The sequence below is a fragment of the Kribbella sp. NPDC050470 genome, assembly GCF_044458365.1.
GTDB lineage: Bacteria > Actinomycetota > Actinomycetes > Propionibacteriales > Kribbellaceae > Kribbella.
On sequence record NZ_JBITHV010000010.1, the window covers coordinates 230680 to 255224 of the forward strand.

Genomic DNA, 24545 nt, shown 5'->3' on the forward strand with positions numbered 1-24545 from the left:
CCGCCCAGCTGTCACTCGCGGACGAACTCCATCGCCTGCTCCGCGTATCTGGTCCAGCTAGCCGAGTGCTCCAGCGGAATCAGCACCCACTCCTTCATCGGCCGCCCCATCCCGGGATCGAAGGGCTCGGCACCCGGCAACGCCAGCGCCTCCGCCCGCGGCTCGGGTGGCAACTTGAAGTTCATCGCATCACCCCACAACCCGGCCAGCGTCTTGCGGCCGATCTTCAGGCATGGCATCCCGAACATGCTGCCCGGCACGACGCCCGACGACTCCAGAGCGAAGGCGACAGCGTCGTACTCCGATCGCGCCCGCGGGCTGGTCTCCGGTCTCATACCCGGCAGCTTCGCACCAACACCGGCACGGCGCCATGGAGTCGCGGTGAGGAGTCGACTACGGTGCTTTCTCGTGCGCTTGGTGATTGCTACCTGTTCCGTGGACTACTCCGGCCGGCTGACCGCTCATCTGCCGATGGCTCCCCGGTTGCTGATGGTGAAGGCGGACGGCTCCGTGCTGATCCACGCCGACGGCGGCTCGTACAAGCCGCTGAACTGGATGTCTCCGCCGTGCAAGCTGACCGAGGAGGAGGAGGTCTGGAGCGTCACCAACAAAGCCGGTGAGGAGCTCCGGATCACGCTCGAGGAGGTGCACAGCGACACCGCCTACGAGCTGGGCACCGACCCCGGCCTGATCAAGGACGGCGTCGAGGCGCACCTGCAGGAACTGCTAGCCGAGCACGTCCACACCTTCGGCGACGGCTGGACCCTGGTACGGCGCGAGTACCCGACCGCGATCGGCCCGGTCGACCTGCTCTGCCGCGACGCCGACGGCAGGCACGTCGCGGTCGAGATCAAGCGCCGCGGCGAGATCGACGGCGTCGAGCAGCTCACCCGGTACGTCGAGCTCCTGAACCGGGACCCGCTGCTGGCCCCGGTCAGGGGCATCTTCGCCGCTCAGCTGATCAAGCCCCAGGCCAAGGTCCTCGCCACCGACCGAGGCCTGGAGTGCCTGACCGTCGACTACGACGCGCTACGCGGCATGGAGTCGGACGTACTGCGGTTGTTCTAGTTCAGCAGGCGACCACCGCATCCACGATGAAGCCCTGGGCGACCACGCTGCCGTCCGTGGTCAGGCGGACGGAGCCGGTCGGGGTGTCGATACACGGCGAGGTCGCGCCGCGCCGGAACAGACCTGTGTAGCTGATCAGCTCGTTGCCGTTCCCGTCCAGCACAGTGACGAAGTCGAAGTCCTTCTCCGTGTCGAGCAGGCTGAAGTGGAACGCGAACCCGGCGGTCCCGTTGTCGTAGGTCCAGGTGCAGTCGCCGTTGTTGCCGTACGGGTGCGGTGACTCGAACGGGATCTCCGCGTCCGGATCGCTGACGCACGGCGGTGGCGGCGGCACACCCGGCGTACAGCCGGCGTGGATGCCGACGGCGTCCCAGGCAGCCGCGGCCGAGGCTCCGCCGACCGCTGCGACGGCGTTGCGCGCGTCGCACATGTTGGCGAACTCCGGCAGGCTGGTGAACGCGTCGAAGAACACCGACCTGGCCGTCGCCAGCCCAAGCGCCGGCACAACCACGTTGCAGTCCAGCGTGTGCTGATGACCGCCGGAGCCGACCGTGTCACAGCCGGCGTTCCGGCCGCCGTTGACGGCCAGGTAGTAAGCGTGGTTCGGAATACCGCTGTTGGAGTGCACGCCGCCGTTGTCCGCCTCGGTGACGATGAACTCGCTGTAGTGGTCCGGGTCGGCGTCCTCCTGCGGGTCGCCCATGTTCCGGAAGCCAGGCGCGGCGTCGGGCGTCAGGATGACGTCCTCACCGATCAGCCAGTCCGGAGTGGCGGCCGGGTCGAGTCCCCGCTGGGCGGCGTAGAACTCGATCGTGTTGCCCATCATGTCGCTGAAGGCCTCGTTCAGCGCCCCGGACTCGTCCTCGTAGATGAGGTTCGAGGTGAACTCGGTGACGCCGTGGGTGAGCTCGTGCCCGACCACGTCGAGACCGCCGGACAGCGGCAGGCAGGTCTTCATGTCGCCGTCGCCGTACGTCATCTGCTCGCCGTTCCAGAAGGCGTTGCAGAACCGGTTGGCGAAATGCACGGTCGAGACGATCGTCATGCCCTCGTCGTCGATGCTGTCGCGCCCGAAGACGTCGGCGTAGAAGTCGTCGGTGACGTTCGCGTAGTAGTGCGCGTCCACACCGGGCGCCTGGCTGGGCGACCGGAGGTTCGGCAGATTGGAGATCCAGTGGTTGTCTGCGTCGGTCATGATCGTGCCGGGCAGCACTGCCTTGTTCCCCGCGTCATAGGTCTCCTGGCGCCGGTCCGGCGATCGCAGGAAGAAGGTGCTGCCGATCCGGAGCGTGAGCCCCTCCAGCGACTTGGTGTCGCCCTTCACGCCGGTGCCGTGATTGTGCGCGACCGCGTCGTACTGCTTCTTGACCGCGCCGGTGGTGGCGTCGACCCACTGCACCCAGCGGTTCTCGGTGCGTTGACTGACGACCTCATGGAACAGTCGTCCGTCCTTCGGATCGATTCGCAGCGACGAGGACCACTTGCCCGCGGTACCGACGCGCTTGGCCGCGACACCGCGGGCGGAGGCCGCAGACATGGTGGCGCTGTTCTTCGCCTTCAGGCCGGGGAAGTAGGCCCCGATCACGGCAGTCGTCCGGCCGGACTTGTTCTTCAGCACGGTCAGCTGGCCGCCGAGCACCTTGGCTGCACCGACCATCTGCTGGTATCGGGTCTGGGTAGCGCCGTCGGCGCGCTTGGCCGACCACAGTTCCACCATCCCCGGTGGTACGGCGAAGGCGCGGGCGTCGGCTCCGGACAGGGCGATGGACCCGCCCCGGAGTTGTGTGGTGGCCGTCGGTCCGGCGGTCGCGGTGGCGCCGCCGGCGATGACCAGTGCGAGGGCCGCGAGCGCGGCCACGGCACGGGATCTGTGCATGACAGGGACCTCCCCAGTCGAGCGGAATTTCGCCGGGTCGGCCGAACCCCAGCCCCGAGAGCCGGCCCGTCCAACGCCAGTCCTACGCCCGGCCCGGCGTACCGGCAAGATCACACGCGCCGGTGTGGGGATTTCCCTCACGGTTGCGGACAGGAGTAAGGTCCACGCCCGGGCCGGGGTCTGACCGGCGCCCGCCGAAACAGCGAAATCTGCCCGATTTCGGGCAGGAGCTTGGCTTTGACCCCGGAAACGCTGCACAGTTGACGGGTGATCAGTGAGGCAGCGGCGGGTCCGGTCGACGAACTCGCCGAACAGGTCAGCCGCACCACCGGCCTGCCGCCGGACGACGCGCGCCGGGTGGTCGCCGACGTCCTGGCCTACTTCACCGAGACGACCGAGGAGTACGTCCGGCGCCGGCACCGTGAGCTGCAGACCTACGGCGCCCGCAACGACGAGATCTTCGCCCGGCTCGGCTCCGAGCTCCGGCACTGGCCGGTCCGCTCACCCGAACTCTCCGCCCGGCAGCTGCGACGGATCGTCTACGGCTGACGGGTCTCACCTCAGACAGCGACAACCTCCGAAAGGCATGAACACATGTGCGGAATCGTCGGGTACGTCGGCACCAAGCCGGCTGCGCCCATCCTGGTGGACGGACTGGCGCGGCTGGAGTACCGCGGCTACGACTCGGCGGGTGTCGCCGTCCTGGGGTCGAGTGAGCTGAAGGTGCACAAGGACGCCGGCCGGGTCCGCGAGCTGGAGGCGTCGCTGCCCAAGCGGTTCGGCGGCAAGCTCGGCATCGGCCACACCCGGTGGGCGACCCACGGCGGCCCGAGCAAGGACAACGCGCACCCGCACGTCAGCGGCAACGAGCGGATCGCGGTCGTGCACAACGGCATCTTCGACAACGCCGGCGCCCTGCGCGCCCAGCTCGAGGACGCCGGCGTCAAGCTGCGCTCGGAGACCGACACCGAGGTGCTCGCGCACCTGATCGAGCAGTCCGAGGGCAGCACGCTCGAGGAGAAGGTGATGGCCGCCCTGCGCCGGATCGAGGGCACCTACGGCATCGCCGTGATCGACCTGGAGTTCCCGGACCGGATCGTGGTCGCCCGCAACGGCAGCCCGCTGATCCTCGGCATCGGCGACGGCGAGATGCACGTCGCCTCCGACGCGGCCGCGCTGATCCGCTACACCCGCCAGGTCGTCTACCTGGACGACGGCGAGCTGGCCACCGTCCGCGCCGACGGCTACCGCACCTTCACCCAGGACGCCGCACCGACCACCAAGACCGCCAAGACGGTCGAGTGGGAGGCCGACGAGTACGAGCGCGGCCTGCACGAGCACTTCATGATGAAGGAGATCCACGAGCAGCCGGACGCGGTCGGCCGGGCCATCCGCGGCCGCCTGGACGAGCGCTTCCACACGGTCCACCTGGGCGGCCTGAACATGGACGCGCGGGAGGCCCGGGAGATCAAGCGGGTCAAGATCCTCGGCTGCGGCTCGGCGTACTACGCCGGCCAGATGGGCGCCCAGTTCATCGAGGAGGTGGCCCGGATCCCCGCCGACGCCGAGCCGGCCTCGGAGTTCCGCTACCGCAACCCGGTGGTCGAGCGCGACACCCTGTACATCGCGGTGAGCCAGTCCGGCGAGACGCTGGACACCCTGGTCGCGGTCCAGGAGCTGAAGCGCAAGGGCGGCCGGGTGATCGGCCTGGTCAACGCGGTCGGCTCCAGCATCGCCCGTGAGGTCGACGGCGGGGTCTATCTGCACGCCGGCCCGGAGGTCTCGGTCGCGTCCACCAAGGCGCTGACCAACATGGCGGTCGGGTTCGCGATGCTCGGCATCCACCTCGGCCGGATCCGCGACGTCTCCCCCGCCGACGGCCGGCGGCTGATCGAGGGCCTGAAGAAGCTGCCCGGGCACATCGCCGAGATCGTCGCCCAGGAGGAGGAGCTGGCCAAGATCGCCGGCCGGCTGTCCCAGCACGAGAGCCTGTTCTTCGTCGGCCGGACCCGCGGCTACCCGGTCGCCCGCGAGGGTGCGCAGAAGCTGAAGGAGATCTCCTACCGGCACGCCGAGGCGTACCAGACCTCGGAGCTGAAGCACGGCCCGCTGGCGCTGATCTCGCCGGACGTGCCGAGTGTCGCGATCGTGCCGGACGACGAGCTGCTGGACCGCAACATCGGCGCGCTGCACGAGATCGGCGCCCGGTCCGGCCCGCTGTACGTCGTGACGCACCCGGGCGTGGACGTGCCGGACGGGGTGGCGGCGCAGATCGTCGTACCGAAGAACGAGCCGGAGCTCGACCCGATCCTGCTCACCATCCCGCTGCAGATCATCGCGTACTACGCGGCCGTTGCCCTCGGCCACGACGTCGACAAGCCGCGCAACCTGGCGAAGTCCGTCACCGTGGAGTGACCGCCCGCTGAACGCCGCAGCCCCCGCTCTCCTCGACGGGGGCTGCGGCGGTTTTCAGAGCGTCTGGCCCCACTGGTTGCGGCCGGCGCCGCCGGCGCGGTGGGCGCCCGGGGTGGTTCCCTGGACGGCTGCGCCCTCGCGTCCCGGCGTCGGCATGCCGCCGAGGGCCCGGCGCACGGTGTCGGCGATGGCGGCCTGCTGATCGGCCTGCCGGCTGCGTTCGGCGCCCAGCGCCTTGTACGGGTGCAGGCCGAACTCGTTCACCAGCCGGCGGCACACCTCGACGCCGCGCACCGAGTTGCCGGCCTCGTCCAGCCGCGGCGAGAACGTCACCACCGCGAGCCGCTTGTCCGGCACCACCATCATCACGTTCCCGGAGACCCCGCTCTTGGACGGCAGCCCGACCTGGTCGGCGAACTTGCCGGAGTCGTTGTACATCCCGCTGTGCCCCATCACCGACAGCACCCGGCCGGTGGTCTCCCGGGAGAACACCCGCTCACCGCTGTACGGCGCGACGCCGCCGTTCGCCAGCGTGGCACCGGCAGCCGCGAGGCGGGACGCGTCCACCTCGAGCGAGCAGACCTGGAAGTAGAACTCAGCGGCCCGCTCGGCGCCCTCCCGGCCGTTCGCTCCCTTGAGCATCTGCTCGGCGGCCATCAGGCTGGCCAGGCCGCGGTTCCCGTCGCCGGTGTCCCGCTCGGCCAGGAAGGTCTCGACGTCGGAGCCCGGCGGCCGGCCCATCATCGCCGTCCAGGTCTCCTTGACCGTGCGCATCCGCGCCGACTCGTCGCTGCCCGAGTCGACCAGCGCGAGGGTGCCGATCGCGCCGGCGTTGATCATCGGGTTGAGCGGCCTGCGATGGGCGTCCAGCGAGAGCCTGTAGTCGTTGAAGGTGCCGCCGCTCTGCTCCTGGCCGACCCACTGGTGCACCTCGTCCGCGCCGAGCTCCTCGAGCGCCATCGCGTAGCTGAACGGCTTCGAGGTCGACTGCACGCTGAACGGGAGCTGGGTGTCGCCGACCTCGAACACCTGCCCGTCGGCGGTGCAGATCGCGATCCCGAACCGCTCCGGATCCGCGTCCTTCAGGGTCGGGATGTACTGCGCGACCTCGCCGTCCCGGTTCGGTTCGACCTCGGCGTAGATCCGTTGCAGGCCGCGGGCGAGCTCCGCGAACTCGGCCGGCGAGACCGCCAGGTCACCTTGCAGGGCACGCTGGACGATGCCGTCGCCGTGCTGCGCGATCGCGACGAACTGCTGGTAGTCGATCTGCACCGGCTGGCTGTCGATCCCGAGCGGCTTGCCGTCCGGGTCGCGCAGGTCCGCGAGCGCCGCCCGGACCCGCGGGTCGCCCGGCTGGATCCCGGCGCGGCCCAAGGGGCTGAGCAGCTCCCAGGCCCAGACCCGGCCGTCGCCGTCCTTGTCGAGCGCGTCGAACAACCGGCGGTGCGTCAACTCCGACACATCCATCGCTGACCCCTTCCCCAGAAGATGAGCTGCAGCTAATCCGGGTTGTGTTTCAGGGCCGGATCCGCGGTGTTACGCGGCGGTCAAACGGTCGAGTCGTCGTACAGGTATGTCACTTGTATGATGACCGGATGCCGAGTGATCAGATCCGTCACGTCCGTCTCTCGTCCGTCGTCCTCCCGCTCGACCAGCCGATCAGCGACGCCAAGGTGCTGACCGGCCGGCAGCGGCCGATGACCGAGATCGTGTTCCTGTTCGCCGAGCTCGCGACCGCGCAGGACCAGCACGGGATCGGGTTCAGCTACTCGAAGCGGGCCGGCGGGCCGGCGCAGTACGCGCATGCCAAGGAGGTCGCGGCGAACCTGATCGGCGAGGATCCGTCGGACATCGGGAAGGTGTACGACAAGCTGCTCTGGGCCGGCGCGTCGGTCGGGCGGTCCGGCGTGGCGACGCAGGCGATCGCGGCGATCGACATCGCGCTGTGGGACCTGAAGGCGAAGCGGGCGGACCTGCCGCTGGCGAAGCTGCTCGGCGCGCACCGGGACTCGGTCCGGGCGTACAACACCTCCGGCGGGTTCCTGCACGCGCCGATCGAGGAGGTCAAGGAGCGGGCGTCGAAGTCGCTGGCGGACGGGATCGGCGGGATCAAGATCAAGGTCGGGCAGCCGGACACCCGGATCGACCTGGACCGGGTTCGCGCCGTGCGTGAGCACCTGGGCGACGACGTACCGCTGATGGTCGACGCCAACCAGCAATGGGACCGGCCGACCGCGCTGCGGTTCGGGCGGGTGCTGGAGGAGTTCGGCCTGGTCTGGATCGAGGAGCCGCTCGACGCGTACGACGCCGAGGGGCACGCGCAACTGGCGGCCGCGCTGGACACGCCGATCGCGACCGGCGAGATGCTGTCGAGCGTCGGCGAGCACGTCCGACTGATCGAGGCACGGGCCGCCGACATCATCCAGCCCGACGCCCCGCGCATCGGCGGGATCACGCCGTTCCTGCGGCTGGCGGCGCTTGCCGACCACAACGGTCTGCAGCTGGCTCCGCATTTCGCGATGGAGATTCACCTGCACCTGGCTGCGGCGTACCCACGCGAGCCGTGGGTGGAGCACTTCGAGTGGCTGAACCCGTTGTTCAACGAGCGGTTGGAGACCCTCGACGGCCGCATGCTCGTCCCCGACCGTCCCGGCCTCGGCTTCACCACCAGCGACCAGTGCGCGGCGTGGACCGTCGACGCCTGCGAGTTCGGCACGCGATGAGCAAGCGCGGGCTGGCCCACGACGTGGTCGAGGAGCTCAAGCGGCGAATCCTCAGCGCGGAGATCTCACCCGGCGACAAGCTGCCCGCGGAGAACAGCTTGGTCGAGGAGTTCGGGGTCAGCCGGACGGTGGTGCGGGAGGCGGTTTCGCGGTTGCAGGCGGCCGGTCTGGTGGAGACGTTCCAAGGGCGTGGGTCGTTCGTGCTGGCGGTTCCCGAGCGGGCGGCCGGGTTGCGGCAGGTGCGCTCGCACCGGGATGTGCTGGAGCTGCTGGACTTTCGGATCGGGGTGGAGAGTGAGGCGGCCGGGCTGGCAGCGGTACGGCGTACCGAGCACCAGCTGAAGGCGATCGAGCGGGCACTGGACGACTTCCGGCGGATCGGGGCCGACCCGGGCCGGTCGGTCGAGGCGGACTTCGCGTTCCACCTCAAGGTCGCGGCCGCGTCCGGGAACCGCTTCTACACCGACCTGATCGACTCGCTCGGCCCGATGATGATCATGCTGCCGCGGACCCGCCTCGACCCGGCCTACGAGATGTCCGACGCGACCCACCTCACCCGCGTCGTCCTCGAGCACGAGAACATCTACGCCGCAATCGCCCGCCAGGATCCCGACGCGGCCCGCGCGGCGGCCCGGGTGCACCTGTCGAACACCCGGCACCGCCTCACCAGCGAGCGGTATTCGGACTGAAGTCAGGCTGCACGGTCCGCATGTACGACGTGTCGTCGCGCTTGCGGATGCCACACGCCAGGTACTGCTCGTGCAGCCGGCCGAGCTCGTCCACGTCCAACTCGACACCGAGCCCGGGACCGGACGGCACTCGCACGCTGCCGTCGACGAACGACAGGACGCCCGGCTTGATCAGGTCTTCGGTTTTCCACGGGTAGTGCGTGTCGCAGGCGTAGGTGAGATTCGGCGTCGCCGCGGCCAGGTGCGTCATCGCGGCCAAGCTGATCCCGAGGTGCGAGTTGCTGTGCATCGACAACCCCATCCCGAACGCGTCGCAGATCCCGGCCAGCAACTGCGACCGCCGCAACCCACCCCAGTAGTGGTGGTCCGACAGCACTACTTGTACGGCGTCCGCGAGGACGGACGGCTTCAGATGGGCGAACGCGATCACACACATGTTGGTCGCCAGCGGGATCTCGGTCTGCGCGGCGACCTGCGCCATACCGGGGATCCCGGGCGTCGGATCCTCCAGGTACTCGATGACGCCCTCGAGCTCCTTGGCGACGCGCACCGAGGTCTCGACCGTCCACGCGCAGTTCGGGTCGATCCGCAGCTTGTGCTCGGGGAAGGCCGCCGCCAGCGCCTGCACCGCCTCGACCTCGACGGCCGGCTCGAACACACCGCCCTTCAGCTTGATCGCGGTGAATCCATACTGATCAACCATTGATCGTGCTTGATCAACGATTCCATCCGGGTCAAGAGCCGCACCCCAGCTGTCCGCGTCACCGCCCGGATGCGCCGCCCACTTGTAGAACAGGTACGCACTGAACGGCACGCTCTCCCGCACCGCACCGCCCAGCAGGTCGACCACCGGCCGGCCGAGCACCTTGCCCTGGATGTCCAGCAACGCAACCTCGAACGGCGACAGCACCACGTCGACCGGATCCTGCAGGTTCAACCTGCCCGCGACACTCGCCCGGCCCTCGGACGCGAGGACGTCGCTCACCCACCGACGAAGCCCGTTAAGGTCGAAGACCTCGAGGCCGGGCAGCACACTGGCGACCGCCCCCAGCCGAGCGAGGTGCTTGTCGTCGGCATACGTCTCGCCGAGGCCGACGAGCCCGTCGTCGGTCCACACCTGGACGATCGCACGCAGCGCGAACGGCTGGTGCACGCCCACGACGTTGAGCAACGGTGGATCGGCGAACGCGACCGGCGTGATCTCGACCCTGGAAACCTTGCTCACACCAACTCCTTCTCCCGCGACGACTTTCTTCCGAACGACGGATCGGACCGACGGCAGCGCGAGGACGGCCGATTGCGTGAGCGTAGGGACGGCCGATAATGCCTGTCCAAGGCCGATAAGGCATCGAGTGATACCTTTTGGGAATCATGTTCTCGCTCGACCAGCTGAGCGCCTTCGTCGCCGTCGCCGAGGAGCTGCACTTCGGCCGCGCCGCCGAGCGGCTGAACATGACGCAGCCCCCGTTGAGCCGCCAGGTGCAGAAGCTGGAGCGGGCCGTCGGCGTCCAGTTGCTCGAGCGGGACAACCGCCGGGTGGTGCTGACCGAGGCAGGCCGGGCCTTCCTCGGTGAGGCCCGCCGCGTGCTGGCGCTCGTCGAGACCGCCGGCGATCTGGCCCGCCGCGTCGACCAGGGCGCCGCGGGCACGCTCCGCCTGGGGTTCACGGCGACGTCGGCGATCCGGACGCTCGGCCCACTGCTGCGGCGGCTCTCGGAAGAGTTGCCAGGGGTGGACGTGATCCTGCACGAGCGGGTGACGTCTGCGCAGATCGACGGTCTGCTGCGGGGAGAACTGGATCTCGGGCTGGGCCGGCCGCCGTTCGACGCGCGGGTGCTCGGGTCCCGGATCGTGTCCCGGGAGCCGTTGTGTGCCGTTGTCCCGAGCAACCATCGGCTGGCTTCCCTCGGCCGGCCGTTGTCGCCGGAGGACTTCGGCGGTGAGCAGGTGATCAGCTACTCGCCGACGCAGGCGCGCTACTTCCACGAGCTGACGGTCCGGTTCCTGGCCGACGCCCATCCGCGGATCGAGCAGCGGGTGCAGCAGATCCTCACCGTCATCCTGCTGGTCGCGGCCGGTCGCGGCGTCGCACTGGTCCCCGCATCGGCACGCAACCTCGCCGTCGAAGGCGTCACCTTCTGCGACCTAGGCGTCCCCGGCGAACCAGTCGAACTCCACGCAATCTGGAACCAAGCCTCCACCAACCCGGTCCTCCACCGCGTGCTCACGATGCTCCACCCCACCACCCCGCCGTAGGCGGGTGCTTTTCAGTTTTTTGATGCTCTCAGAGCATCAAAGGATCCAAAGATGATCTTGGACAAGCATCGGAGAGCACTTCTACCGTGACGGCGTGACCCACTACTCCCCCGCCGAACTGGCCGCTCGACTCAAGACCGGACTGCTCTCGTTCCCGGTGACGCACTTCCACGCCGACCTCAGCTTCAACGAGCCCGGCTACCGCGAGCACCTGTCCTGGCTGAGCCAGTACGACGTGGCCGGCCTGTTCGCCGCCGGCGGGACCGGCGAGGGGTTCTCGCTCACCGCGGCCGAGATCGACACGGTCGTCCGGGCGGCGGTGTCCGAGGTCGACGGCAAGGTCCCGGTGATCGCCCCCGCCACCGGCGGTACGGCGTCCGCGATCGAGCAGGCCCGGGCCGCGGAGGCCGCCGGAGCCGATGGGATCCTGCTGCTGCCGCCGTACCTGACCGAGGCGGGGCAGCGTGGTTTGATCGAGCACGTGTCCGCCGTCTGCCGCAGTACGGCGCTCGGCGTCACCGTCTACAGCCGGGCGAACGCGATCCTCACCGACTTCTCGGTCGCGGAGCTCGCGGACCGCAACGCGAACCTGGTCGGCCTGAAGGACGGGGTCGGGAACATCGAGATGATGACCCGCACCTACGCGCGGGTCGGCGACCGGCTCACGTACATCGGCGGCCTGCCGACCGCGGAGACGTTCGCGCTCCCGCTGCTGCAGCTCGGCGTCAGCACCTACTCGTCGGCGATCTTCAACTTCGTCCCCGAGTTCGCCCTCGGCTTCTACGCCGACGTGCTGGCCCAGGACCGCGCGTCGGTCTACCGCAAGCTGAACGAGTTCGTCATCCCCTACCTCGACATCCGCGACCGCACCAAGGGGTACGCCGTCTCGATCGTCAAGGCCGGCGTCACCGCAATCGGCCGCTCCGCCGGCCCGGTCCGCCCACCCCTGCAGAACCTGGCCGACGACGAGCTCGCCCAACTCACCGACCTGATCGGAAAGATCAAGTGACTCCGGCCGTCGCGTCCGTCGAGGTCGTGCCCGTGGCCGGGTACGACAGCATGCTGCTGAACCTCAGCGGGGCGCACGGGCCGTTCTTCACCCGGAACGTGGTCGTCGTGACGGACAGCTCGGGGAACACCGGAGTCGGTGAGGTGCCGGGCGGCGAGAAGATCGCCGCGACGATCACGGACGCGGCGGAGTTCCTGCTGGGCAAGGAGATCTCGCGCTACCGGCAACTGCTGCGGACCATCTCGCAGACCTTCGCCGGTCGCGACGCCGGCGGGCGCGGGGTGCAGACCTTCGACCTGCGGACGACGGTTCATGCCGTGACCGGGCTCGAGTCGGCGCTGCTCGATCTGTTCGGGCAGCATCTCGGCGTACCGGTGGCTGAGCTGCTGGGTGACGGGCAGCAGCGCTCGTCGGTGCCGGTGCTCGGCTACCTGTTCTACGTTGGTGATCCGGCGCGGACCGATCTGCCCTACCTGACCGGTGACGGGTTCGGCGATCGGTGGTCGGCGTTGCGCCGGCAGCCGGCCCTGGATGCGGCTGCGGTGGTCGCGCTGGCCGAGGCGGCGCAGGAGCGGTACGGGTTCGCCGACTTCAAGCTGAAGGGTGGCGTGTTCGAGGGCGCCGCCGAGATCGAGGCGGTGACCGCGCTGGCGCGGCGGTTCCCGTCGGCGCGGATCACGGTCGATCCGAACGGCGCGTGGCCGGTGCACGAGGCGATCGCGTTGTGCTCGGGGCTGGACGACGTACTGGCGTACGTCGAGGATCCGTGTGGCGCGGAGGCAGGACTCTCCGGCCGGGAGACGATGGCGGAGTTCCGGCGGGCGACGGGCCTGCGGACGGCGACCAACATGATCGCCACGGACTGGCGCGAGCTCGCGCACGCGATCCGGATGGACGCGGTCGACATCCCGCTCGCGGATCCGCACTTCTGGACGATGGCCGGGTCGGTCCGGGTCGCCCAGCTGTGCAACGACTTCGGGCTGACCTGGGGATCGCACTCGAACAACCACTTCGACATCTCGCTGGCGATGTTCACCCACGTGGGTGCGGCGGCGCCGGGTGAGATCACCGCGCTCGACACGCACTGGATCTGGCAGGACGGGCAGGCGCTGACCAAGGAGCCACTGCGGATCGTCGACGGCGCGATCGCCGTACCGAGTGCGCCGGGGTTGGGCGTCGTACTGGATCGGGATGCGTTGCAGGCCGCGCATGAGCTCTACCTCGAACACGGTCTGGGAGCCCGGGACGACGCGGTGGCAATGCAGTACCTGGTGAAGGGCTGGGCCTTCGACCCGAAGCGGCCCTGTCTGGAGCGCTGATGTTCACCTGGTGTTGCCCGGGGTAGGTTTCGATCGGTCTGTCGTCCCGATCAAGGAGCCTTGAATGCGCTGGCAGAAGCCGCTCGCCGCTGCTGTTGTCCTGACTGCTCTCACCACCACCCTCACTGCTTCGGCACACCCCGCTGTGGGTGGTGCGTGCTCGCCGGACGCGCAGCTCCTGGGCTTCAGCGACGCGCTCGACAAGACCACGTTCGAGGGGCAGCCGGTGGCCGGGCTGTCCGCGCTGAACGTGACCGGCCACAACAGCGCGGTGACGCTGGTGGACAACGTGGGGACCACGCCGGCCCGGGTGTTCGACCTGAAGATCAGCAGCAAACCGACGGTCAGTGTGGACGGGATGACGATCCTGCGCCGGCCGGACGGGACGCCGTACACGGGCGCCGACTTCGACGGTGAAGGACTGGTCGTCGAGCACGGCGACCGGACCATCCTCGCGACGTCCGAGCGGGAGCCGTCGATCCGCCGGTTCCGGTTGTCGGACGGGGTGCAGATCGGCTCGCTGCCGGTGCCCGCGCGCTTCCAGGTCGCGCCCGCCGGTGAGGCGACGGCCAACGCGACCTTCGAGTCGCTCGCGGTCAGCAAGGACGGACTGTCGCTGTACGCCGGGATGGAAGGACCGCTCGCCCCCGACGGCCCCGGCCGCAACCGCATCATCCGGTACGCCGGGTGGCCGGGCCACGACTACCGTCCGGTCGCGCAGTACGCCTACAAGACCGACCCGGGCCTCTCGCTGGTCGAGCTGGCCGTGGTCGATCGGGACACGTTGGTGTCGATGGAGCGCACGTTCGTCGCGGGGGTAGGCAACACGATCCGTGTGTTCACGGTGCCGCTGCGGCGGGCTGAGGACGTGACTGCGCGCGCGTCGCTGGCGGACGCGCCGGACAAGGTGTTCCTGCAGAAGGAGCTGCTGTTCGACTTGGTGAACTGCCCGCCGTCGGGCGCGGTCGCCAAGCAGCCGCAGCCGAACCCGCTGCTGGACAACGTCGAGGCGCTCGCGCTCGGCGGTTACCTTCCCGGTGGCAAGCGGCAGCTGTACCTGCTGTCGGACGACAACAACGGCGCCACCCAGATCACCCGCTTCTACTCGCTGGCAGTCGACCTGCACTGACGTCACCCGACGTCACATGGCGTGGCAGCGCCGCTCGGGTAACAATGTGTGAATGCGCGTGATCGTTGTCGGTGCGGGCGTGATCGGGCTGAGCTGCGCCGTCCGGCTGGCCGAAGGTGGGTACGAGGTGGCCGTGCTCGCCCGCGACCTGCCGCTGGAGACCACCTCGGCGGTGGCGGCCGCGATCTGGTACCCGTACCTGTCCGCGCCCGAGGACCGCGTCGCGGCATGGTCCAGGGCGTCGTACGACGAGTTCGCCAAGCTGGCCGAGATCGAGCCGTCGGTGCGGATGCGGCACGGTCGGGAGTTCCTGGTGCACCGGATGCCGGATCCGCGCTGGGCCGACGTCCTGCCGGATCTGACCAGGGTGGCGTCCCCGCCGACCGGGTTCGAGGACGGGTGGGCGTTCACGGCGCCGGTGATGGACATGCCGGTCTACCTGCAGGCGCTGGTCAAGCGGCTCGAGCAGGCCGGCGGCACGCTGACGCGGGCTGCGCTGTCGGCGCTGCCGACGACTGCGGACGTGGTCGTCAACTGCACCGGGCTCGGCGCACGCCTGACCGCGTCCGACCCGACGGTCACGCCGGTGCGCGGTCAGGTGATGACGGTCGAGCAGTGCGGGCTGACCGACTGGCTGATCGCCGATCGCGCGCCCAACGACCTCACGTACGTCATCCCGCGGGAGAAGGATGTCGTTGTCGGCGGCACCAGTCAGCCCGGCGACTGGAACCTGGCGGTCGACCCGGCGACGGCCTCCGAGATCCTCGACCGGGCTGCCGAGTTGGTTCCGCAGCTTCGGAAGGCGAAGGTGATCCGGCATCGCGTCGGCCTCCGCCCGGCGCGGCCGACCATCCGCTGCGAGCTCGTCCGGACGACCAGCGGCGAGCCCGTCATCCACTGCTACGGCCACGGCGGCTCCGGCGTGACGCTGTCCTGGGGCTGCGCCAACGAGGTCTTCGAGCTCATCCATGACATCTGACCGGCCCGTCATTCTCGACGGCGGGATGTCGAACGCGCTCGAGGACCGCGGCCACGACCTCTCCGACGCGTTGTGGTCCGCCCGGCTGCTCCGGGACGCACCGACGGAGATCGCTGCCGTGCACCGCGCGTACTACGAAGCCGGCGCGATGGTCGCGACCACAGCCAGCTACCAGGCCAGCGTCCCTGGCTTCGAACGTTTCGGCGTCGCCCGGTTCGAGGCCGAGCGCCTGATCGGCGACAGCGTCCGCATCGCCCGCGAGGTCCGCGACTCCCTCCCCGGCGAACGACGCCTGGTGGCTGCCTCCGTCGGACCGTACGGCGCCGTGCTCGCCGACGGCTCGGAGTACCGCGGCCGGTACGGCGTGACTGCCGCCGCCCTCCGCGACTTCCACGGCCCCCGCCTGGAGCTCCTGATCGAAGCCGGTCCCGACCTGCTCGCCGTCGAGACGATACCCGACCTCGACGAGGCCGAGGTCCTGGTGCAACTCCTGGCGGAGCTCGACTTCCCGGCGTGGCTCTCCTACTCCGTCGCAGGCTCACAGACTCGAGCCGGTCAACCCCTGACGGATGCCTTCAAGCTGGGCACGCTCGACCAGGTGGTTGCGGTAGGCATCAACTGCTGCGCCCCGGAAGACGTGCAGCACGCCGTCGAGACAGCCGTAGCCGTCACGGGCAAGCCGGCGATCGCCTACCCCAACAGCGGCGAGTCCTGGGACGCCGGCGGCCGCCGCTGGACGGGAGAAGCGGCGGACGCGACCTCCCTCGCGGCGGGTTGGCTCGACGCCGGAGCGACGTACATCGGCGGCTGCTGCCGAGTCGGCCCCGACGACATCCGCGCTCTGGCGGCTCAGTTCTCCGCGTAGACGATCAGCTTGTTGCCGTCGGGGTCGGTGAAGTGAAAGACGCTGACGCTACCGATGTCCTCGATCGGTCCAACATCCTCGGCGTGCCCGACGGCGAAAGCATGCGCGGCGTGGATGTCGTCCGCATGCAGCATCAGCAGCGGTCCGCCGGGTTGAAACGCTCCCCGCGCGTGCGCGTGACCGTCGAGCGTCAGACGGGTCGGCCCGTCCATCGGCACGTCGTAGATCAGGCCCTCGTGGCTGGTGTTCTGCTGCGGCACGCCGAGGAGGGTGCTGTACCAGGCGATGGCGCGCTGCATGTCGGTGACGTGGATGAAGACGGCGCCGATCCGGTTGTTGATGGGTGAGGGCATGTCAGACGCCTAGCACTTGGCAGAGGAGGTCGAGCGCGCCTTGGTAGGCGTGGTCGGGTGGGGTGCCGTAGCCGACGATGACTGCTTGGCGGGTGGCCGGCGTCGGGTTGAAGTGGTAGTTGGTGAGCGTGTTGAGGCCCAGGCCCTGGCGGGCGGCTCGGGCGACGATGTCCTCGGCGTCGCCAGGGACATCGAGGAGGACGTGCAGGCCCGCGGAGATGCCGGCGACCTGGACCTCCGGCGCACGTTGCGCCAGCAACTCGACCAGGCGGTCGCGGCGGCGCCGGTAGTGCAGGCGGGATCGCCGTACCTGGCGGTCGTAGTGGCCTGAGGCAATGAACTCGGCGAGGGTCAGCTGGTCGAGGGTCGCGGTCTGGTAGTCGGCAGTGCGCTTGGCCTCGACCACCGGCTCGAGCAGGTGCTGCGGCAGCACCATCCAGCCGAGCCGGACCCCCGGCGTGAGGCTCTTGCTCGCGGTGCCGGTGTAGACGACCCGCTCGGGGTCCAACGCCTGCAACGCCCCCACGGCCTGCCGGTCGTACCGGAATTCCCCGTCGTAGTCGTCCTCGATCAGCACCGCACCGGCTTCCCGCGCCCACTCGACAGCCGCCGTACGGCGCTCAGGCGCAAGCGGCACGCCCGTCGGCATCTGGTGCGCCGGCGTGAGCAATGCGCCGTGACCCGACAACCCGGAGACACAGGCACCCAGCTCGTCCACCCGGACCGGCACCGGCTCGATCCCGCGCGACCGGATCACGTCCAGGTGCAGCGAGTACCCGAACTCCTCGACCGACAGCGTGGTCCCACCGTGCGACCTCAGCACCTCACTCAGCAGGCTCAGCGCCTGCACGAACCCCGAGCAGATCAGGATCCGCTCCGGATCGGCCCGGACCCCGCGCGCCCGGGCGAGGTAGTCCGCGAGCATCCGCCGCAACTCGATCCGGCCGCGCGGATCGCCGTACCCGAACGCCTCGTTGGGCGCCGAGGGCAACGCCTTGCGCGCGGCGGCCAGCCACTCGCTGCGCGGGAAGGTGGCCAGGTCCGGCGAGCCCGGCCTCAGGTTGTAGCGGAAGCTCTTTGCCTCCGACAACGACGGCGACAGCGGCGGTACGGCGGCCGGCGGCGGGCCGGTCCGGTTGGCGACGACCGTGCCGGACCCCTGGCGGGCAGTCAGCCAGCCCTCGGCGACGAGTTGCCCGTACGCGTCGGCGACCGTGTTCCGGGCGATCCCGAGATCCTTCGCCAGTGACCGGGACGACGGCAGCCGGGTCCCGGCCGGCAGCCGCCCGCTCCGGATCGAGTCGTGCAGCGCGCCGACCAGGTCGTTGCGCCCGCGCGCCGCCGTCAGATCCAGGTGCAGATCCGCTCCCGAGTCCTCCATGTGCAGGACTCTATGCCGTGCCGCTCAGATGGTGATGGCGATCTTGCCCCGCACCTTGCCGGCGTCGAGCTGGCGCATCGCCTCCGGTGCCTGCTCGAGCGGATAGGACCGGTCGATGCTCGGCGTCACCTTCCCGGCCTCGATCAGCTCGGTGAGCCGCTCGAGCTCGCTGCCGCGTTCCTTGTTGATGAAGCTGGTCAGCCGCTGGCCGACGAACAGCGACAGGATCCTGGCGCCCAACTGCCGGTGCATCCCGCCGGTCAGGCTGCCGCCGCCCTCGCCGCCGGTCATCACCACCGTCCCGGTCGGCGTGAGCGCACGCCGCAGCCGGGCGAACGTCGGGTTGCCGGCGATGTCGATGATCAGGTCGTAGCGGGTCCCGGTCGCGGCGAAGTCCTCGCGGGTGTAGTCGAGCACGTGGTCTGCGCCAAGGGACTGGATCAGGTCGAGCTTGGCGGTGCTCGCCGTACCGGTGACCTCCGCGCCGAAGGCTTTGGCGAGTTGTACGGCGTAGCTGCCGACTCCCCCGGATGCCCCGGTGATCAGCACGTGCTGACCCGACTTGATCCGGCCGACGGTCAGCGCGTCCAAGGCGGTCAGCGCGGAGATCGGGACGACCGCAGCCTGCTCGAACGAGAGGTTGGCCGGCTTGCGGGCGAGCTTGGCCTCGCGGGTCAGGGCGAACTCGGCGAACGAGCCGGGCGCGACGCCGTACACCTCGTCGCCGACCGCGAACTTGCGCACCGCCGAGCCCACCGCCTCGACCGTGCCGGCGGCGTCCCGGCCCAGCACAGGGTTCCGTGGGCGGCGGAGACCGAAGGCGAGGCGGATCGCGTACGGCGTACCGGTCATCAGGTGCCAGGTGCCGCGGTCGAGGCCGGCTGCCTGCACCCGGAGCAGGACGTCGTGGTCGCCGAGCCGGGTGGCCTCGGGCCGGGCGATCCGGTCGGAGCGCAGGACGTCGACCGCGCCGTACCCGTCCTGGACGATCGCTCGCATCGTGGTGGTGGTCATCGTCATCGTGCGCACCTTTCGTACTTAGTACGGCCACGGTAACGTACTTTGTACGAAACTGCTATGGTCCGGGGATGGAAACATCCGGGCCCACTCGTCGGGAGCGCCCCAAGCTCAGCCGTGACCGGGTGCTGGAAGCCGCCGTCGCGGTCGCCGACGCAGGCGGGATCGGCGGACTGACGATCCGGTCCCTCGCCCAGGAGCTCGGGGTCAAGCCGATGTCGGTCTACTACCACGTGGCCAACAAGGAGGAGATCCTCGACGGGATCGTCGACTACGTGTTCAGCCAGATCGACCTGCCGTCGGCCGACGGCGACTGGCGGACCGAGCTGCGCAAGCGCGCGGAGTCGGCCCGCCGGGTGCTGCGCCAGCACAGCTGGGCGATCGGCCTGATGGAGTCGCGGACCTCGCCGGGTCCGGCGACCCTGCGCCACCACAACGCGGTCCTCGGGACCTTGCGGGCGGCGGGGTTCTCGGTGGAGATGACCGCGCACGCCTACGCGCTGCTCGACAGCTACATCTACGGGTTCGCCATCCAGGAGGCCTCGCTGCCGTTCGAGGGTCCCGACAGCGTGGCCCAGGTCTCGGAGGCGATCATGGCGCGGTTCGCGAGCGGCGAGTACCCGCACATGGTCGAGATGGCGACCGAGTACACCAACCAGGGCGGGTACGACTTCGGCAACGAGTTCGAGTTCGGCCTCACGCTGATCCTCGACGGTCTCTCGCCGGCTTGACCCTCCGGCGACCGGAGGCTCCATCGTCGGTGACACGACATCGCCGAACGAGGAGAACAGCCGTGATCACCAGCATCTTTCCGGTCATCTGCGCCGACGACGTGGCCGCCACTCGGGACTTCTACGCCGGCCGCCTGGGCTTCAAGGTCATCTTCGACAGCGGTTGGTACGTCCAGCTCGAGGCGCCCAGCGGCAACCGGCCGCAGCTCGGGATCGTCGAGCGGGAGCACGAGAGCGTCCCGGAGCGCTTCCGGCAGCAGCCGGCCGGCGTCCTGGTGTCGATCGAGGTGGACGACGTGGACGCCGTGCACGAGACGATCAGCGCGGCGGGTCACGAGATCGGGCTGAGCCTGCGCAGTGAGGACTTCGGCCAGCGGCACTTCATGACCGTCGACCCGAGCGGCACGCTGGTCGACGTGATCACCCCGATCCCGCCGTCGCCGGAGTTCGCCGCCGCGTACGCCCAGTCCGCGGCGGACTGATTGGCCCCTGGAATCACCCGGAAAGTGGACCACGAGTCTGGGCCGATCTCCGCCTAGCGTGGAGGTATGAGCACAACGACGCGGCGGGTCAAGCTCGCCAACCTGGCCCCCGACTTCTACCAGGCGATGATCGCGCTGGACGCGGTCTCCGACACCGGGATCGACCCCAAGCTCGCGCACCTGGTCCGGATCCGCGCATCCCAGCTGAACGGCTGCGCCTACTGCACCGACATGCACTCCCTCGACCTGCTGCAGCTCGGCGACGACCAGCAGCAGCGGATCTCCCTGCTGCCGGTCTGGCGGGAGTCGCGCAAGTTCTACTCCGAGCAGGAGCAGGCGGCGCTGGAGCTGACCGAGGCGATCACCCTGATCAGCGTCGACCACGTCCCCGACGAGGTGTACGACGTCGCGGCCACGGCCTTCGACGAGAAGGACCTGGCCCGGCTGATCGCGCTGATCATCACGATCAACGCATGGACCCGGATCGGCGTGACCGGGCGGATGGAGCCCGGCCACTACAAGCCGAGCTGACCGGCATGCCATCCACAGCGGAACTCTTCCGCGCGATGCATCACGGCAGTACGCCGTTGGTGCTGCCGAACGCCTGGGATCCGGTCAGCGCCCGGATCGTGGCCGAGGCCGGCTTCCCGGCCGTCGCGACCAGCAGTGGCGCGATGGCCCGGGTCCTCGGGTACGACGACGGCCAGCTGACACCGCCGGCCGAGATGTTCTCGGCGGTGGCGCGGATCGCTCGCGCGGTCGACGTACCGGTGACGGCCGACCTGGAAGCGGGGTATGGCCTGCCGGCCAAGGAGTTCGCCGAGCGGCTGCTCGAGACCGGAGCCGTCGGCTGCAACCTGGAGGACTCGGTCGACGACGTGCTGACCGATCCGGCCCAGCAGGCGGACTATCTGGCCGAGGTCCGCGCGACCGCGGGGGCGGACCTGGTCATCAACGCCCGGATCGACAGTTTCATCGCCGGCGCATCCCGGGACGTCGCCGAGGCGGTCCGGCGGGGCCGCGAGTACCGACGGGCCGGGGCGGACTGCACGTATCCGATCTTCGCGCCGGTCGACGTACTGCCCGAGGTGGTCGCGGGGATCGGCGGGCCGATCAACGCGCACGCAGCCCCCGGCGGGCCGACGCCGGCCGAGTTGGCCGCCGCCGGTGCGGTGCGGATCTCGTACGGCACCAGCGTGCACAAGCATCTGATGGACGGGCTGCGCCAACTGCTGCCGTCGCTGAGCTGAGGTGGGTGGGTGGGGAAGGCTATCAAGGGTTCGCGGGGCAGGTAGTTATCCTTCGTGGACTGCTGGTGGAATTTCAGTCCAGGACAACTGCCAGGTCCACCGGTACGACGACCCCGGTGCCAACGTGATGGACTCGTCGGTGCTGACGAGGGCGTTCTCGTCGGGGCGGAACGGCGTACCTTCGAGCATCTGGACGGCCAGACCAGGGTTGGCCGAGTCGCGGTACGGCGTGCTGACCGCGAGCGACGCGATCTCGACGGCCTCGGTGCTCGTGTTGCGGATCTCGTATGTCTCGGTCCATTGCTCTCCGAACCGGCGGCCGATGCGGACCTCGAGCGCGCCGAGTTGATGCAGCAGGTCGATCCCGCTCTGCCGCCACCGCACCAGCACCGGATCGTCGAAGCGCTGGCTGTCCTGACCGGTGAGTACGACGCCTTTGCCCCACGCTTCGTGGTCCTGCAGCAACTGTCGGCCGTCCGGATCGATCACCTGCACGACCGCGCCGTCGTCGGCGACGTGCGCCGTACCCGCGCCGAATCCGAAGATCTCCACAAGTGGTCAACCTACCGATGTCGAGAACCGGGTACCGGGTTCGTCCCCTGGTGAGTAGCCGCTCACCGAAAGGATGCGAACCATGAACAAGCAGGAGATCGCCGAGATCCTCGCCAAGCCGTACGCCCAGCAACTCCTGACCGGCCCCGAACCGGCCCGCTTCGCCTACACCGCCCTCGACGGCGACCCGCGCGTGGTCCCGATCGGCTTCTGGGTCGACGGCGACCGCCTCCAGATCGCCACCGCGCCGAAGGCCGCCAAGGTCGCCGCCCTCCGCAAGAACCCCAAGGTCGCGATCACCATCGACAAGGGCGCCTTCCCACCCAAGGTCCTCCTGCTCCGCGGCGCCGCCGAGGTCGAACTGGTCCAGGGCATCCCGCAGGGCTACCTGGAAGCCGGCCACAAGGTGATGACCGACGACCAGTACCCGGACTGGAAGGCCGGCGTGGAAGGCCTGTACACCGAGATGGCCGTCATCACCGTCACCCTCACCTGGGCCAAACTCCTCGACTTCGAAACCACCATCCCCAAGGCGGTCGAAGACCTCATCAAAGAAAAGTCCGCCAGCTGACGCGGTCGACCCACGCGTGCTACCGCTCGCCGGCGGGCTCGCCGCCGGCGTTCGCGGGCTGGTTGTTGCGACCTGGGGGGTGGCTAGGATCGCGCCGTGATGAGGTGGGGTTGGGTGGCTGGGGTCGTCGTTGTTGTGCTGGCGGCGGTTGGGGTTGTCGTCGTGCGGGAGGTTGCCGGCGGTGAGAGTCGGCCGACGGCTGGGACTGTGGTGACACCGTCCCCGACGCCAACGCCCACACCGACGCCGACGCCGACGCCGACGGTTGAGCGCAGTACGCCGCGGAGTACGCCGAGCGTGCGTACGAGCGCCGAGGTTCTCGCGCCGCAGAATCGGGCTGTTATGCAGAACCCGTTGTACCGCGTGGGTCGGCTGCCGGCGTCGCGGTGCAAGGAACCTGCTGCCCGGCCGACCACGGTTGCGAACGTGCGGAAGTACTACACGGAGTTCGTCCGCTGCCTCGACAAGGTGTGGGCGCCGGTGGTCCGCAGGGCCGGCTTCACCTTCCAGGCGCCGCGGGTCGAGATCGTCACCAGCGGGTCGCGCACCCAGTGCACCGTCACCGACTCAGCCGCGTACTGCGGCGGCGTCATCTCCATGAACGCGACCTACGACCTGAAGAACTACCGCAACGACAACCCGTTGTGGGCACGCACCACGATGGCCCACCTCGTCGCCCACGAGTACGGCCACCACATCCAGCGGCTGACCGGGATCAGCGGCGCTTCCGCAGCGCGTTCGCAGTACCTGTCCGGGGACGCCGCGCTCGCCGAGAGCCGGCGCATCGAACTTCAGGCATCCTGCCTCAGCGGCGTCTACCTCGGCGCGGATCGGCGCTACTTCCCCGCCACCGGCGCCTGGCTGCAGCGCTACCTGTGGACGATCCGCAATCGCGGCGACGAATGGAACCCGACGCGAAGCCACGGCAAGAGCACCAGCCACAGTCGATGGACCCGCCGCGGCTTCGACGCAGCCAACCCGTCCGCCTGCAACACCTTCACAGCCTCCGCCGCCAGCATCGCCTGACCGACACCCGCCTGCGTGGGTTGGTCAGGACCACCACTTGTCGGAGCGGGACAGGGCGTCGGGGGTTTGGTTGGTGGTGTCGAGGGCGTCCAAGGCGGAGATCGCGTCGGCGTCGAGTTCGAAGTCGGTGACGGCGAAGTTCTCCTGGATGCGTTCGGGATGGGTGGACTTCGGGATGACCGAGAGGCCCTTCTGAACCGCCCAGCGGATCAGGACCTGGGCGGGAGTATGTCCGACGGCGGAGGCGATCCGGCCGACGACGGGGTTGTCGAGGTGGCGGCCGGTTCCGAGTGGGCTGTATGCCTGGGCGATCACGCCGGCGTCCTCGCAGGCGTCGACCAGGGCTCGGCGGTACTCGAACGGGCTGAACTGGATCTGGTTGACCGCCGGCGGGATCTGGCTCACCTTCAGGAGCTCCTGGAGCTCCGCGGCGCTGAAGTTCGAGATCCCGATGCCCTTGGCCAGGCCGGCCTCGCTGGCCTTCTCCATGCCTGACCACGCCCAAGTCGGCCCACCCTGCGGCCAGTGGATCAGGTACAGGTCGACGTACTCCGTCCCTAGCCGCTCGACACTCCGCTCCGCCTCGGCCAGCGGGTCGCGACTGCCCGGGTAGAACTTCGTCGTCAGGAAGATCTCCTCCCGCGGCACACCGCTGCTCCGGATCGCCCGGCCGACACTCGCCTCGTTCCGGTACGCCTGCGCGGTGTCGATCAGCCGATACCCGTTCTCGAGCGCCGCCGCGACGGCCCGCTCACACTCCCGCCCGTCCCGAACCTGCCAGACCCCGAGCCCCAGCACCGGAATCTCAGCACCGTTCAACAACCTCCGCACCACCTGATCAGCCATGCCCCCCT

At 69.4% G+C, this 24545-nt stretch carries 26 protein-coding genes; 17 read left to right on the forward strand and 9 right to left on the reverse strand.

The window, feature by feature from the left end; genetic code table 11:
* Nucleotides 1–11: 11 nt before the first annotated feature.
* On the reverse strand, nt 12–335 hold the full coding sequence (locus ACIBGM_RS30305) for a hypothetical protein (RefSeq protein WP_360533070.1): 324 nt from the start codon (nt 333–335) through the stop codon (nt 12–14).
* Between the two features lie 73 nt (nt 336–408).
* On the opposite strand from ACIBGM_RS30305, the gene nucS reads away from it, so the two are divergent.
* Complete coding sequence (gene nucS / locus ACIBGM_RS30310; protein WP_396387448.1) at nt 409–1068, forward strand: endonuclease NucS; 660 nt, start codon at nt 409–411, stop codon at nt 1066–1068.
* 1 nt (nt 1069) lies between these two features.
* Here the strand turns inward: nucS and ACIBGM_RS30315 are convergent, their stop codons facing one another.
* Nucleotides 1070–2944: a M4 family metallopeptidase gene (locus tag ACIBGM_RS30315; protein ID WP_396387449.1), complete on the reverse strand. Its 1875-nt coding sequence runs from the start codon at nt 2942–2944 to the stop codon at nt 1070–1072.
* 267 nt (nt 2945–3211) lie between these two features.
* Between ACIBGM_RS30315 and ACIBGM_RS30320 the strand changes: the two genes are divergently transcribed.
* Both ACIBGM_RS30320 and glmS read left to right on the forward strand, forming a co-directional pair.
* Nucleotides 3212–3493 (forward strand): hypothetical protein, encoded by a 282-nt coding sequence (locus ACIBGM_RS30320; RefSeq protein WP_396387450.1) that lies wholly within the window; start codon nt 3212–3214, stop codon nt 3491–3493.
* 45 nt (nt 3494–3538) lie between these two features.
* The gene (gene glmS, locus ACIBGM_RS30325; RefSeq protein ID WP_360533061.1) at nt 3539–5359 is read left to right on the forward strand and encodes a glutamine--fructose-6-phosphate transaminase (isomerizing); all 1821 of its coding nucleotides are present in this window, start codon (nt 3539–3541) and stop codon (nt 5357–5359) included.
* A gap of 54 nt (nt 5360–5413) precedes the next feature.
* On the opposite strand, the gene glsA is transcribed toward glmS, so the two are convergent.
* A complete protein-coding gene (gene glsA / locus ACIBGM_RS30330) occupies nt 5414–6826 on the reverse strand; it encodes a glutaminase A (protein WP_396387451.1) in 1413 nt (470 codons plus the stop codon).
* 128 nt (nt 6827–6954) lie between these two features.
* Between glsA and ACIBGM_RS30335 the strand changes: the two genes are divergently transcribed.
* Nucleotides 6955–8082 carry a mandelate racemase/muconate lactonizing enzyme family protein gene (locus ACIBGM_RS30335; protein WP_360533055.1) on the forward strand — a complete coding sequence of 376 codons (1128 nt, stop codon included), beginning with the start codon at nt 6955–6957 and terminating at the stop codon, nt 8080–8082.
* Nucleotides 8079–8771 carry a FadR/GntR family transcriptional regulator gene (locus ACIBGM_RS30340; protein WP_360533052.1) on the forward strand — a complete coding sequence of 231 codons (693 nt, stop codon included), beginning with the start codon at nt 8079–8081 and terminating at the stop codon, nt 8769–8771. The genes ACIBGM_RS30335 and ACIBGM_RS30340 overlap by 4 nt, the downstream gene beginning before the upstream one ends.
* On the opposite strand, the gene ACIBGM_RS30345 is transcribed toward ACIBGM_RS30340, so the two are convergent.
* The gene (locus ACIBGM_RS30345; protein WP_360533049.1) at nt 8746–9996 is read right to left on the reverse strand and encodes a glucarate dehydratase family protein; all 1251 of its coding nucleotides are present in this window, start codon (nt 9994–9996) and stop codon (nt 8746–8748) included. The two genes, ACIBGM_RS30340 and ACIBGM_RS30345, sit on opposite strands and share 26 nt — an antisense overlap.
* A 146-nt stretch (nt 9997–10142) precedes the next feature.
* Here ACIBGM_RS30345 and ACIBGM_RS30350 point away from each other — a divergent pair, with 146 nt between their 5' ends.
* The 6 genes from ACIBGM_RS30350 (at nt 10143) to mmuM (ending at nt 16328) form a co-directional block, all read left to right on the forward strand.
* Complete coding sequence (locus tag ACIBGM_RS30350) at nt 10143–11027, forward strand: LysR family transcriptional regulator (protein ID WP_360533046.1); 885 nt, start codon at nt 10143–10145, stop codon at nt 11025–11027.
* Nucleotides 11028–11121: 94 nt separating this feature from the next.
* On the forward strand, nt 11122–12036 hold the full coding sequence (gene kdgD / locus ACIBGM_RS30355; protein WP_360533043.1) for a 5-dehydro-4-deoxyglucarate dehydratase: 915 nt from the start codon (nt 11122–11124) through the stop codon (nt 12034–12036).
* Nucleotides 12033–13355 carry an enolase C-terminal domain-like protein gene (locus ACIBGM_RS30360; RefSeq protein WP_396387452.1) on the forward strand — a complete coding sequence of 441 codons (1323 nt, stop codon included), beginning with the start codon at nt 12033–12035 and terminating at the stop codon, nt 13353–13355. The genes kdgD and ACIBGM_RS30360 overlap by 4 nt, the downstream gene beginning before the upstream one ends.
* Nucleotides 13356–13419: 64 nt before the next feature.
* On the forward strand, nt 13420–14484 hold the full coding sequence (locus ACIBGM_RS30365; protein ID WP_396387453.1) for an esterase-like activity of phytase family protein: 1065 nt from the start codon (nt 13420–13422) through the stop codon (nt 14482–14484).
* A 52-nt stretch (nt 14485–14536) separates the two neighbouring features.
* Entirely contained in the window at nt 14537–15463 is a 927-nt protein-coding gene (locus ACIBGM_RS30370; protein WP_396387454.1) for an FAD-dependent oxidoreductase, read from the forward strand.
* The gene (mmuM, locus tag ACIBGM_RS30375) at nt 15453–16328 is read left to right on the forward strand and encodes a homocysteine S-methyltransferase (RefSeq protein WP_396387455.1); all 876 of its coding nucleotides are present in this window, start codon (nt 15453–15455) and stop codon (nt 16326–16328) included. The genes ACIBGM_RS30370 and mmuM overlap by 11 nt, the downstream gene beginning before the upstream one ends.
* Here mmuM and ACIBGM_RS30380 read toward each other — a convergent pair.
* From ACIBGM_RS30380 to ACIBGM_RS30390, 3 genes are read right to left on the reverse strand one after another with little or no spacing between them, the layout of a single operon-like run.
* A complete protein-coding gene (locus tag ACIBGM_RS30380) occupies nt 16313–16681 on the reverse strand; it encodes a VOC family protein (protein ID WP_396387456.1) in 369 nt (122 codons plus the stop codon). The genes mmuM and ACIBGM_RS30380 overlap by 16 nt on opposite strands.
* A 1-nt stretch (nt 16682) precedes the next feature.
* Nucleotides 16683–18062, reverse strand: coding sequence for a PLP-dependent aminotransferase family protein (locus ACIBGM_RS30385; RefSeq protein ID WP_396387457.1), 1380 nt, complete (start codon nt 18060–18062; stop codon nt 16683–16685).
* 24 nt (nt 18063–18086) lie between these two features.
* Nucleotides 18087–19082 carry an NAD(P)-dependent alcohol dehydrogenase gene (locus ACIBGM_RS30390; protein ID WP_396387458.1) on the reverse strand — a complete coding sequence of 332 codons (996 nt, stop codon included), beginning with the start codon at nt 19080–19082 and terminating at the stop codon, nt 18087–18089.
* A 68-nt stretch (nt 19083–19150) separates the two neighbouring features.
* On the opposite strand from ACIBGM_RS30390, the gene ACIBGM_RS30395 reads away from it, so the two are divergent.
* From ACIBGM_RS30395 to ACIBGM_RS30410, 4 genes are all read left to right on the forward strand, one after another.
* On the forward strand, nt 19151–19810 hold the full coding sequence (locus ACIBGM_RS30395; protein WP_396387459.1) for a TetR/AcrR family transcriptional regulator: 660 nt from the start codon (nt 19151–19153) through the stop codon (nt 19808–19810).
* A gap of 62 nt (nt 19811–19872) precedes the next feature.
* The gene (locus ACIBGM_RS30400; protein WP_396387460.1) at nt 19873–20292 is read left to right on the forward strand and encodes a VOC family protein; all 420 of its coding nucleotides are present in this window, start codon (nt 19873–19875) and stop codon (nt 20290–20292) included.
* 66 nt (nt 20293–20358) lie between these two features.
* Nucleotides 20359–20823, forward strand: coding sequence for a carboxymuconolactone decarboxylase family protein (locus ACIBGM_RS30405; protein ID WP_360533013.1), 465 nt, complete (start codon nt 20359–20361; stop codon nt 20821–20823).
* Between the two features lie 5 nt (nt 20824–20828).
* A complete protein-coding gene (locus ACIBGM_RS30410) occupies nt 20829–21542 on the forward strand; it encodes an isocitrate lyase/phosphoenolpyruvate mutase family protein (RefSeq protein WP_360533010.1) in 714 nt (237 codons plus the stop codon).
* 45 nt (nt 21543–21587) lie between these two features.
* Here the strand turns inward: ACIBGM_RS30410 and ACIBGM_RS30415 are convergent, their stop codons facing one another.
* Entirely contained in the window at nt 21588–22094 is a 507-nt protein-coding gene (locus ACIBGM_RS30415) for a hypothetical protein (protein ID WP_396387461.1), read from the reverse strand.
* A gap of 82 nt (nt 22095–22176) precedes the next feature.
* Between ACIBGM_RS30415 and ACIBGM_RS30420 the strand changes: the two genes are divergently transcribed.
* Nucleotides 22177–22665, forward strand: coding sequence for a pyridoxamine 5'-phosphate oxidase family protein (locus tag ACIBGM_RS30420; protein WP_396387462.1), 489 nt, complete (start codon nt 22177–22179; stop codon nt 22663–22665).
* 342 nt (nt 22666–23007) lie between these two features.
* Nucleotides 23008–23691, forward strand: coding sequence for a neutral zinc metallopeptidase (locus tag ACIBGM_RS30425; protein ID WP_396387463.1), 684 nt, complete (start codon nt 23008–23010; stop codon nt 23689–23691).
* Nucleotides 23692–23715: 24 nt separating this feature from the next.
* Here ACIBGM_RS30425 and ACIBGM_RS30430 read toward each other — a convergent pair whose 3' ends face one another.
* Nucleotides 23716–24537, reverse strand: a complete 822-nt coding sequence (locus ACIBGM_RS30430; protein WP_396387464.1) for an aldo/keto reductase — start codon at nt 24535–24537, stop codon at nt 23716–23718.
* Nucleotides 24538–24545 lie beyond the last annotated feature (8 nt).

Coding starts and splice junctions, on each gene's coding strand:
- ACIBGM_RS30305 (WP_360533070.1), bottom strand. CDS start 335: ATGAGACCGGAGACCAGCCCGCGGGCGCGATCGGAGTACGACGCTGTC.
- ACIBGM_RS30315 (WP_396387449.1), bottom strand. CDS start 2,944: ATGCACAGATCCCGTGCCGTGGCCGCGCTCGCGGCCCTCGCACTGGTC.
- glmS (WP_360533061.1), top strand. CDS start 3,539: ATGTGCGGAATCGTCGGGTACGTCGGCACCAAGCCGGCTGCGCCCATC.
- glsA (WP_396387451.1), bottom strand. CDS start 6,826: ATGGATGTGTCGGAGTTGACGCACCGCCGGTTGTTCGACGCGCTCGAC.
- ACIBGM_RS30335 (WP_360533055.1), top strand. CDS start 6,955: ATGCCGAGTGATCAGATCCGTCACGTCCGTCTCTCGTCCGTCGTCCTC.
- ACIBGM_RS30340 (WP_360533052.1), top strand. CDS start 8,079: ATGAGCAAGCGCGGGCTGGCCCACGACGTGGTCGAGGAGCTCAAGCGG.
- ACIBGM_RS30350 (WP_360533046.1), top strand. CDS start 10,143: ATGTTCTCGCTCGACCAGCTGAGCGCCTTCGTCGCCGTCGCCGAGGAG.
- ACIBGM_RS30365 (WP_396387453.1), top strand. CDS start 13,420: ATGCGCTGGCAGAAGCCGCTCGCCGCTGCTGTTGTCCTGACTGCTCTC.
- ACIBGM_RS30370 (WP_396387454.1), top strand. CDS start 14,537: ATGCGCGTGATCGTTGTCGGTGCGGGCGTGATCGGGCTGAGCTGCGCC.
- mmuM (WP_396387455.1), top strand. CDS start 15,453: ATGACATCTGACCGGCCCGTCATTCTCGACGGCGGGATGTCGAACGCG.
- ACIBGM_RS30380 (WP_396387456.1), bottom strand. CDS start 16,681: ATGCCCTCACCCATCAACAACCGGATCGGCGCCGTCTTCATCCACGTC.
- ACIBGM_RS30385 (WP_396387457.1), bottom strand. CDS start 18,062: ATGGAGGACTCGGGAGCGGATCTGCACCTGGATCTGACGGCGGCGCGC.
- ACIBGM_RS30390 (WP_396387458.1), bottom strand. CDS start 19,082: ATGACGATGACCACCACCACGATGCGAGCGATCGTCCAGGACGGGTAC.
- ACIBGM_RS30395 (WP_396387459.1), top strand. CDS start 19,151: ATGGAAACATCCGGGCCCACTCGTCGGGAGCGCCCCAAGCTCAGCCGT.
- ACIBGM_RS30405 (WP_360533013.1), top strand. CDS start 20,359: ATGAGCACAACGACGCGGCGGGTCAAGCTCGCCAACCTGGCCCCCGAC.
- ACIBGM_RS30410 (WP_360533010.1), top strand. CDS start 20,829: ATGCCATCCACAGCGGAACTCTTCCGCGCGATGCATCACGGCAGTACG.
- ACIBGM_RS30420 (WP_396387462.1), top strand. CDS start 22,177: ATGAACAAGCAGGAGATCGCCGAGATCCTCGCCAAGCCGTACGCCCAG.
- ACIBGM_RS30425 (WP_396387463.1), top strand. CDS start 23,008: ATGCAGAACCCGTTGTACCGCGTGGGTCGGCTGCCGGCGTCGCGGTGC.
- ACIBGM_RS30430 (WP_396387464.1), bottom strand. CDS start 24,537: ATGGCTGATCAGGTGGTGCGGAGGTTGTTGAACGGTGCTGAGATTCCG.